9 protein-coding genes are annotated in these 10270 nt (G+C 42.5%); 1 reads left to right on the forward strand and 8 read right to left on the reverse strand.

Annotation, left to right across the window (positions count from 1 at the left end; all coding sequences use genetic code 11):
* Positions 1 to 129: 129 nt before the first annotated feature.
* The 5 genes from A4S05_RS36300 to A4S05_RS36320 form a co-directional block, all read right to left on the reverse strand.
* Complete coding sequence (locus A4S05_RS36300; protein WP_069074601.1) at positions 130 to 2319, reverse strand: xanthine dehydrogenase family protein molybdopterin-binding subunit; 2190 nt, start codon at positions 2317 to 2319, stop codon at positions 130 to 132.
* On the reverse strand, positions 2316 to 3293 hold the full coding sequence (locus A4S05_RS36305) for an FAD binding domain-containing protein (RefSeq protein ID WP_069074602.1): 978 nt from the start codon (positions 3291 to 3293) through the stop codon (positions 2316 to 2318). The genes A4S05_RS36300 and A4S05_RS36305 overlap by 4 nt, the downstream gene beginning before the upstream one ends.
* A complete protein-coding gene (locus tag A4S05_RS36310) occupies positions 3280 to 3828 on the reverse strand; it encodes a (2Fe-2S)-binding protein (protein ID WP_084227392.1) in 549 nt (182 codons plus the stop codon). Before A4S05_RS36310 ends, A4S05_RS36305 begins: the two co-directional genes overlap by 14 nt.
* Positions 3829 to 4114: 286 nt before the next feature.
* A complete protein-coding gene (locus A4S05_RS36315) occupies positions 4115 to 4399 on the reverse strand; it encodes a hypothetical protein (RefSeq protein WP_069074603.1) in 285 nt (94 codons plus the stop codon).
* A 5-nt stretch (positions 4400 to 4404) separates the two neighbouring features.
* Positions 4405 to 4908 (reverse strand): hypothetical protein, encoded by a 504-nt coding sequence (locus A4S05_RS36320; RefSeq protein WP_069074604.1) that lies wholly within the window; start codon positions 4906 to 4908, stop codon positions 4405 to 4407.
* A gap of 531 nt (positions 4909 to 5439) precedes the next feature.
* Here A4S05_RS36320 and A4S05_RS36325 point away from each other — a divergent pair.
* A complete protein-coding gene (locus tag A4S05_RS36325) occupies positions 5440 to 6633 on the forward strand; it encodes an FAD-dependent oxidoreductase (protein ID WP_069074605.1) in 1194 nt (397 codons plus the stop codon).
* A 477-nt stretch (positions 6634 to 7110) separates the two neighbouring features.
* Here the strand turns inward: A4S05_RS36325 and A4S05_RS36330 are convergent, their stop codons facing one another.
* From A4S05_RS36330 to leuC, 3 genes are all read right to left on the reverse strand, one after another.
* Entirely contained in the window at positions 7111 to 7605 is a 495-nt protein-coding gene (locus A4S05_RS36330) for a DUF6174 domain-containing protein (protein WP_069074606.1), read from the reverse strand.
* Positions 7606 to 7999: 394 nt separating this feature from the next.
* Positions 8000 to 8608, reverse strand: coding sequence for a 3-isopropylmalate dehydratase small subunit (leuD, locus tag A4S05_RS36335; RefSeq protein ID WP_069074607.1), 609 nt, complete (start codon positions 8606 to 8608; stop codon positions 8000 to 8002).
* 134 nt (positions 8609 to 8742) lie between these two features.
* Positions 8743 to 10146 (reverse strand): 3-isopropylmalate dehydratase large subunit, encoded by a 1404-nt coding sequence (leuC, locus tag A4S05_RS36340; RefSeq protein WP_069074608.1) that lies wholly within the window; start codon positions 10144 to 10146, stop codon positions 8743 to 8745.
* Positions 10147 to 10270: the final 124 nt, after the last annotated feature.

A 10270-nucleotide genomic window follows, 5' to 3' on the forward strand; every position in this document is an offset into this window, starting at 1 on the left:
AATGCGAAATTGATCTTTTTTCGACTTGTGTGTACACCGTAGCCTTGCAAAGGGGGGAAATAGAAAATCTAGTTCCCTCCCCAATGCATCGGGGAGGGTTAGGGTGGGGTAAAACCTTGGTTAATATCATCACAGCAACTTATCTGGTGTAATTGGCAAATCACGAATCCGCTTACCTGTGGCATGATAAACTGCATTCGATATAGCAGCCGCTACTCCAACAATCGGAAGTTCCCCCAGGCTTTTGGTTCCTAGCGCATTAACATAAGAATCGTGTTCTTCAATAAATTGCACTTCCATATTGGGGATATCTGCATGAACCGGAATCAGATAATCTGAAAGGTTTGCACTAACTATTCTGCCCTGATTTGTATCCATGACAGTTTTCTCCATCAGCGCCATACCAATTCCCCATGTAATCCCACCGACTACCTGACTCCGCGCTGTCTTAAAGTTGAGAATTCGCCCTGCACTATAAACGCCTACGCATCGTCTAACTTTGATTTCTCCCAACAACTCATCAACTGCAACTTCCACAAATATCGCACCAAATGAGTGTTTGGCGTATTCTTTGCTCTCTGGACTGGCTGAAGATTCTTCTGTAACTTCTAAACTTTCTAACCCATGACGGCGTAGAATATCGGTGTAGCTGTCTCGCTTCGATGGATCTTGTTTTAAAAATATTTGCCCTGACTCAACGCTAATATCTTCTGCTTGAGATCCATAAAGCAGAGAATTTGCATCTGCGATCGCCATTTGAATTATTCTATCCCGTGCTGCGATCGCGGCTTTATGCACCGCCGGAGAAACACTAGCAACGGTAATTGAGTTCCCTGCAATCGGCGCTTTCGGAAGATTGCTATCACCCAGTTCAAACTGCACTGGTAAGCCTAATACTTCAGAGGCTACCTGCGTCATCACTGTATAAGTGCCAGTACCGATGTCTTGTGTACCACTTCGTACTTTCACTTCTCCACTGGCAAAAATTTCTACCTTGACTGATGCAGTTCCAACATTGGTGGGAAATGTCGCACTTGCCATTCCCCAACCAATCAGGAAATAACCATCCCGCATGGAACGGGGAACTGGGTTGCGTTGTGACCAACCAAAAATTTCTGCACCTTTTTGATAACATTCTTTCAGGGATTTACTTGACCAAGGTAATTCTTTATGGGGATCAATATCTGCATGATTTCTTAGTCTTAGTTCAATCGGGTCAATATTTAAGGTGTATGCCAGTTCATCCATTGCCGATTCTAAGGCAAACATTCCCGTCGCTTCTCCTGGCCCACGCATAAAGGTTGGCGTAGCAGTGTTGATGCGTGCCAAACGGTATTTTACTTCCAAATTTGGACAGGCGTACATCATCGTTGTTGCTGCACCCACAGGTTCTACAAAGTCATCAAATAATGATGTTAAGGATGTACCAATGTGATTGATGACGGTTAGTTTGCCTTCCTTGGTTGCACCTAACGTTAGGTGTTGTTCGGTTTGGGATCTGTGGCCGCAAGCAGTGTACATTTGCGATCGCGTTAGCACTACTTTTACAGGGCGTTTTACTTGACGAGCTGCGATCGCAGCTAAGATTGTATGCGATCGCAGCAGCGCCTTACAACCAAATCCTCCGCCTAAATATTTAGAGATGACGCGGACATTTTCTTGAGGAATATTCAGCACAGATGCGATCGCTCTTTGGGTTGCAGAAATGCCTTGAGTGGTTTCATACAGCGTCAAAATATCCTCTTCCCATACTGCGATCGTTGCAGAAGGTTCTAGGGGATTGTGATGTTCCATTGGTGTGGTGTAGACTTGCTCTACCAAGACATCTGCCTGGGCTTTCCCTGATTCAACATCTCCTCTGGTGATTTTACCGGGCATGATGCCAAAAAATATTGATTCTGGTTCAAATATCTCTGCACCTGCCGCCGTGACTGTAGAAATGGCTTCTTCATAGATAATTTTTATCTTAGAGGCGGCGGTTTCGGCTTGTTCTAAAGTTTGGGCAATTACAACCCCCAAGTGTTGACCATCGTAGTAAATATTATGGTCTTTTTCGGTTGACTGAGGCTGTGGAGGCCCAAAGAAAGGTATTTTTACCAGCGATGGAGTTTGTTGATAAGTAATGATATCTAGCACACCAGGGGCGATTGCGGCGGCGGATGTGTCTATTTGGATAATTTTACCGCTGGCGATCGCGCTTTGAAAAATCACTCCATAAGTTAAATTCTCTATTGGCACATCGGCTGTGTAAGGTGCTTTTCCGGTAACTTTCAGCCTACCATCAACGCGATCAAGTGGTTTACCGATAATTTTATTCATGACTTTCCTCCCACAACTGAAAGCGCACGTATCAAAGCGCGTTTGACTAATTCAATTTTGAATTCATTGTGTGTTTGCGGTTTCGCTTCTTTGATGGCTAATGCGGCTGCATCTTTCAACGTGGCTTCATTGATTGCTTTTCCTTGGAGAAATTCTTCAGCTTCCCATCCACGCCAAGGTTTGGGTGCAACTCCCCCAAAAGCAATGCGTGCTGATTTGATGATGTCTTGTTCTATATCTAAAGCAACAGCTACGGAAACAAGAGCAAATTCATAACTAGCTCGATCTCTGACTTTTAAATAATAAGACTTGTATGCAGAATGTGGAACTTCAATGGCAACAATTAATTCTCCAGGCTGTAATAGAGTTTCATTTGCTGGTGTCTCACCTGGTAAGAGATAAAAATCATGAATTGAAATTCGCCGTGTTTTTTCTACCCCTTGGATGCAAATCACTGCATCTAATGCCGTCAGCGCCACAGCTAAATCTGAGGGATGCACAGCAATACAATGTTCACTCGCCCCGAAAATAGAATGCATTCGATTGTAACCTGTAATTGCCGAACAACCTATACCGGGAGTGCGTTTATTACAAGGAAAAACCGGATCGCGAAAGTAACCACAGCGGACTCGTTGCAGTAAATTACCGCCTACTGTTGCCATATTTCGCAGTTGCGGTGAAGCACTTTGTAACAAAGCTTGGCTAATTACTGGATAACGTTCTTGAATTTGGGGATGAAAAGCCACATCACTCATTCGAGAGATCGCACCAATGCGGATTCCATTAGCGTGAGATTCAATATCTGCTAAAGGCAAACTATTAATATCAATTAATATATTCGCTGTTTGGACTCCATCTTTCATCAATCCTAGTAAATCTGTGCCACCAGCAATAAATGCAGCAGTTTGGTCTTGATTAACTGTTGCGATCGCAACCTCTTCTGAGGCAACTTTAGCATAACTAAATGGCTGCATCTTCCATTTCCTCTAGCACATCTTGAATCGCCGCAATAATATTAGGATATGCTCCACAACGGCAAAGATTTCCACTCATCTTTTCTCGAATTTCTGCCTCAGATTTTGGCGATTCCTCTAATATCATCCCTACGGCTGAGACAATTTGACCCGATGTGCAGTAACCACATTGAAAAGCATCATGGGTGATAAAGGCTGTTTGCATGGGGTGAAGTTTGCCATCTTCTGCTAATCCCTCAATTGTGGTAATTTCAGCATCGACATGCATGACTGCTAGAGTCATACAAGAGTTGATTCGCCGATTATCAACTAATACAGTACATGCACCACATTCGCCGCGATCGCAAGCTTTTTTAGTTCCCATTAGACCCAGCTTTTCCCGTAGTGCATCCAGTAAAGTAACACGAGGTTCTAGCTTGACTGAGTAGGAGATATTATTGACATTCAAAGATAATTCTACTTCCTCTGAACCCAAGATTTTCAAGTCCTGGGTAAATGAGTTTGAAGTTATTGGATCTAAAGAATTTTCTTCCATGTTTCATGTAGATAATAATTACATCATTACTTTCAGCAAAACAGTGCTGAGTTCCAAATGAGAATTCTTACTCGGTACTCAGCACTGCTTCTATGACAATAGCAATCCGATTTGATTTCTGAATCACTCGTATAGGTAAGGGACTGGGGATTGGGGAATTCGGGGCCCCCTCTGGGGATTAGGGGCAATGGGGACTGGGAAGAAGGAATAAAGGTGTACTGAGTTTTGTTCAAAAATCAAATATGAGTCCTAAATCATGTTCAAGTAAAGAGTCTAGATAGGCAATTTAGAGGTTTTTTTGGTAATATTCCTCTATCGCACCTACAGCTTTTAATAATGGCGAATCTAACGGCTCAATCCAATCCGCCACTCCATGAGCTAGTCCAAGAGTTGAGACTCCTCCTGATGGTTCAAGATTACCATTTAGTGCCTTGCTTTTAATAGATTGTAGAACAGCGATCGCGTTGTTTAAATGTGCTGAAGACTCAGGTTTTTTGTCTTCCAACATCTCTTCGGCAATTTCAGATGCTTGGTCAATTAGCTTGATAAATTCTTCTGTCTTAGGTTTCATAAATTTTACGGGCAACTAAAAGGTTTTACGACGAGATTTTTTCCCTCAGACCATTTGATATTTGGATCTTTTGAATCTTGAATAAATGTCTGTTGAGCGCCCCCTGGATAGCATTCTGTAGGCACTTGAGGGGCAACAATTCCTTGATAAGTTATTGTTCCTGCTGGTAAAGTTATTTTTTGGATCATAGTGGCTTCATTGCCCCATGCTTGATTAAGAGCCAGATTTTTTATTACTTCTACATTTGTTTTATATTTGTCAGTTGTCAAATACCTGCCGTATTTATTGCCACTATTACTATAGTAGCGATAAAAAGTCTTTGGCTGTTCTAGTTTTACTTCCTGACATTTAGAATCTAAGAAGGTAATGGCAATCTCAGATGGCAGAGGGCATGAAGAAGTAACTTCTTGGGCAAGGACTTGTGGTGAATTTACAAGACGCGGCAATGAACTGACTGAAAAACTTAGAAGACTTAAACCAATACACGCGGAAACTGACTTAAATTTCATACACACTCATCTTCACAATCATTTTTGAATATGAAAATGATACAGCAAGCTTAGTTCCGTTATAGGAAGTTTATGAAATTTAAAAGTCAATTTTAGAGAATTTAGCGCCAAAACTGATGTAATCGTATTTATTCAAGTTTGTTGAATTGGTGAACAATTCTGAGGGTGTGAAGTTTTTGTTACCACCAGCAACCACAATCCATTAGAAGACCAAATTTAGAGGATGTTTGAAAAGTTTCTCTCTGTAACTTTAGGCACTTTAGATCCCCCCTAACCCCCCTTAAAAAGGGGGGAACTGGAGTCAAAGTCCCCCTTTTTAAGGGGGATTTAGGGGGATCTAAAACTTTTGATACCGACAAGAGGACTTTTCAAACAACCTCTTAGAGTTGTTTCTTAAGAAAGATTGACTAAAAAAGTACTCAGCAGTCAAAATTAATCATTGTGGGTCTAGTTCAAAGGTAAGCTTGCAAAGCAACCGCCTTGAGGCATGAAAGAAGCGTATGTACTCGTGTGGATATTCTGACTTTTAATATGAATACAAATCTAACTCAGAAATTATCCAAACCCATAGTAGAGAAAGTTGCTATTGTTGGTGCTGGGCCAGGCGGTTTGGCTGCTGCGATCGCACTGAGAAGCCAAGGTATCGATGTGCAAGTATACGAAAAAGCCCAAGAATTTCGTCCGGCTGGAACTGGACTAGGCCTCGCTCCTAATGGCTTGAGTTCCCTAGATGCGATCGCGCCGGGAATTGTCGAAACCCTCAAAAGTTCAGGATGCGAGGTTCACCATACGGTTTTAAAGAATATTCAAGGAGAAACACTCCGAACTAACGCAACTAAATATTTAGAGCAGTATGGACAGCCATTATTGACTATTTGGTGGTATCGTTTACAGCAAGTCTTGGCCTCTAGATTGCCATCTGAGATCATTCACCTCAATCATCGCTGCATCGGCTTTGAACAAGATGAAAACGGTGTGGAAATTCATTTTGATGGCGAAAAATCGGTGTATGCAGATTTGCTGATTGGGGCTGATGGCGTTAACTCTATCATCAGAGAAACTTTATTTGGCGAGGGTCAGCCTAATTATATCGGTAGTATGTGTTGGCGTGCCGTCATCAAGTATCACCATGAGCTATTTAATGACTATGAACTAGTTTTTGTCAAAGGCAATCAACAGTTTATGTACCTTCTCAATGTGGGCGGCGGCTATACCAGTTGGATTAGTCGGAAGTTATCACCTGAGTATTCCCTTTCCCACAGCGCTGATGAGGTGAAATCTTGCATTCTCCATAAATTAGCTGATTGGGATGAATGCTTTCGGGCGGTGGTGGAAGCAACACCAGCCGAGCAGATTTGGGAAGGGCCGATTTGCGATCGCCCACCGTTAACTCAATGGAGTCAAGGTAGAGTCACTCTCTTAGGCGATGCCGCTCATCCAATGGCGCCTGCGATGGGACAGGGAGCCAATACCACTTTTGAAGATGCTTATGAACTGCGAGAGTGTTTTTCCCAGTCAGCTAATCTCTCAGAAGCTTTAACTAGTTACGAACAGCGTCGGATTGAGCGGACGAAAATCATCCAAGCTCGTAGTGCCTTGGGTGAGATGCGCTACTACGACGCTAACACCGTGGCATCTACCGAGCAAACGCAGCAGCGGCAAATGAGTCTTAATGATGATTTTCACAAATGGCTGTATAGTTTTAAGCCGTCTGCAATAAGTTGAATTATAGTTTCGCTATCAAGAAAACTACTTTTTTAAAGTAAAAACAAAAAATCTGGTTAATTGAGTTAAAAAACTTATACTTAGTGCTAATCTTAGCGAGTAATTTGAAGATATCAGAAATGACTGTTTTTAGTCAAGCGCTCAAACACAACAAATTCGTTGAATAATTGAGAATTATTCCTGTAAAATCAACATAACTTCATCAAATTGTTAATTTTTATGAAAAGCGATGCCGTAAGCATCGCTATTACCTTTTCAGAGAAGAGTAAAGTATTGAATCTGTTTTTGGAGTTGCTAATTTATCTCTATCTTTGGTAGAGATTGAGTGGAAATAATCAGCTTAGTATCCAAGACTTGTCGGGTTTTGGGGAAAAGGGTAAGGGGAAAGAAAAAACCTTTAACCTTTATCCTTGACCCTTTTCCCAAAACCCAATTCCGAGTTCAAAATGCAAAACCCAAGCAGTATTGGCTTAGTATCTATTTAATTTCCTCAAAATTCTCAATTGTCAAAAAGATTTCTTCATCAGCAATTTGACTATTGTAATCGATATTAATTCGGGTTGGATAACCGAGTTTATGATTGTAGCCTATATCTAAACTGAATGCATTACGGTTGATCGCATCTTGAATCACATTAAAAAGTTTGGGAATTGTTTTATATTCTTGAAAGAATTGCTGATTAACGGGTTGACCTGTAGCGACAGAAGTGATTGAAGTTGTTTGACCATTACGTACTTCAATGACTACTGGGCCTCTAGCATCGGGTATACAAAAGCAACTGTTGCTAAAGGTATAGCGATAGTTAGAAATGTTTGCCTGATTCCACAAACGGCGATTAAATCTTAATCGTCTTAAATTCAAGTTATTATTAGTTGTCAGTTGTGCTATCTCTACGGGAGTTTCAGACATCACTGGTAGGTTTAGACCTAGAGATAGTAATAGTGTTGCACTGATAATGAGAGGTAAACGCATATCGAGCCATTTAGTTTTAAAAATCTTAGAAATTATAAGATATTAATTACTTTACTGGTTTAAATAAACTTTGTCTTATGATTAAATTTTGCTTAGTGGTTAACTCAATCTTTATCTTTTAAAAGGAATGCAGTAAGCCCAGCAATGAGTATGCCCTGGCTCAATACGGTTTAGTTAAGGGCTAATTATACAAAATTGTGGGTTTTTGAGATGAGATAAATCGGGTTTTCGAGATGCGATAAATCCGGTTTTTTAGACGCGATAAATCGGGTTTTTGAGATGAGATAAATCGGGTTTTTTAGACGCGATAAATCGCCGTCTCTACAAGGGTTTTGGTCTTATCTGAACTGTATTGTTCCCTGGCTGACAATGACAACCAGAGAACGAGTAAATCTTAACTCGCGGCTAAATTAGACCAACCTACGTAGGGTAATTTTGCAGCCGTTGCCCGAACTTGGTCAGCATTCGCCACCAACTGACCGCAAGCGTCCCAAGTTCCAGAAATAAATGTGCTTCTTGTCCCTTCACCGATCGCAACTGGGGCTGTGTAATCACCAATTTGCACTTGCAAGGTTTCCAGATTTACTGTCACGGCGGCTTGGGGATTGGCAGCGACTAACTCTTGCAGTTGTTTAACAGTCACAGCATCGGCTGTCAGACAAGGTATACCCATTGCCACACAGTTACCAAAAAAGATTTCGGCGAAGCTTTCACCAATTAAAGCTTGGATTCCCCATTTTGCGATCGCTTGGGGTGCATGTTCCCGTGATGAACCACAGCCAAAGTTACGGTTGACTATTAAAATATTCGCCCCTTTGTATTGGGGTTGGTCAAAGGGATGTTCACCTTTAAGTGCTGTCCGGTCATCGATAAATGCGCCTTCGCCTAACCCATCAAAGGTAACGGCTTTTAAATATCGCGCAGGAATAATGCGATCGGTATCTATATCATTGCCCACTAAGGGTATACCGCGCCCTGAAACTGTTTTAACTTCACTCACCATATTAAGGATTGGGGATTGGGGACTGGGGACTGGGGACTGGGGCAGAGGGTCAGAGGAGAGAATAATAACTCTGAATTCTTGTACAGACGCGATTCATCGCGTCTCTCCCAATGCCCTATGCCCTATACTCAAAATTACAACAACTCACGCACGTCAGAGACTTCGCCTTTAATGGCAGCAGTAGCCACCATCGCGGGACTCATTAATAATGTGCGACCAGAGGATGAACCTTGTCTGCCTTTAAAGTTGCGGTTGGAGGAAGAGGCGCTGATTTGTCTTCCTTGCAGCTTATCGGGGTTCATAGCCAAACACATGGAACATCCTGGTTCACGCCATTCAAATCCAGCTTCCTGAAAGATTTTATCCAATCCTTCAGCTTCCGCTTCTTCCTTCACCCGTTCAGAACCGGGGACAACGAAGGCTTTAATTCCCTCTGCAACGTGGCGACCTTTGGCGATTTTCGCAGCTTCTCGCAAATCACTAATTCTACCGTTGGTACAACTACCAATAAAGCAGACATCTATTTTAGTGCCCTTGATGGGTTGACCAGGATATAAATCCATGTAGCGGTAAGCTTCTTCGGCAATAAATCGGTCTTCTTCTAGCAGTTCTTCTGGTTGAGGTACTGACTGGTTGACACCGATACCTTGACCGGGAGTAATTCCCCAAGTGACAGTAGGAGGAATTTCCGCAGCGTCGAATACCACCACATCATCATACTGGGCATCTGCATCGCTCTTGATGGAATCCCACCAGCCCACTGCTTTATCCCAATCTGCATCAATGGGTGCAAAATCTCTACCTTTGAGGTAATCGTAGGTGACTTGATCGGGATTGACATAGCCGCAACGCGCACCGCCTTCGATCGCCATATTGCAGACAGTCATCCTCTCTTCCATATTCATTTGTTCAAATGTCGTACCTGCAAATTCGTAGCCATAGCCCACACCACCTTTCACGCCAAGGGTGCGGATGATATGCAGGATGACATCTTTGGCGTAAACTCCAGGGTTGAGAGTGCCGTTAACTTCGATTTTGCGGACTTTCAGTTTGGAGAGGGCGAGAGTTTGGGAAGCGAGAACATCTCGGACTTGACTAGTACCGATACCAAATGCGATCGCACCAAATGCCCCATGACTCGAAGTGTGGCTATCTCCACAAGCGATCGTCATTCCTGGTTGGGTCAGTCCAAGTTCTGGAGCGATGACATGAACTATACCCTGACTCCCAGAACCAATATTGTAAAAAGTTATGTTATTTTCTTGACAGTTATTTTCGAGCGCCTGAATCATTTCCTCTGCCAAGGTATCGGCAAAGGGACGTGCCTGGTTTTCTGTAGGCACAATATGATCGACCGTGGCGACGGTACGCTGTGGAAATAGTACTTTTAGACCCCTCTCGCGTAACATAGCAAAGGCTTGGGGACTGGTGACTTCATGAATTAGGTGAAGCCCGATAAATAGTTGTGTCAGCCCTGAGGGAAGTGTACCAACGGTGTGTAAGTCCCAAACTTTATCAAATAGGGTACCTTTGCTCATACGTCAATCAATATTTAAGGAGTCCGGTCTTAAATAGTATCAAAAAATAGTCTGGGTTTTTGCAGATAACTTAAATATTGTTAAACGCAGAGGGGAGGCAGCGCGCATTGGTGTCAACTTAACG

This window comes from Nostoc sp. KVJ20 (genome assembly GCF_001712795.1).
Classification (GTDB): domain Bacteria; phylum Cyanobacteriota; class Cyanobacteriia; order Cyanobacteriales; family Nostocaceae; genus Nostoc.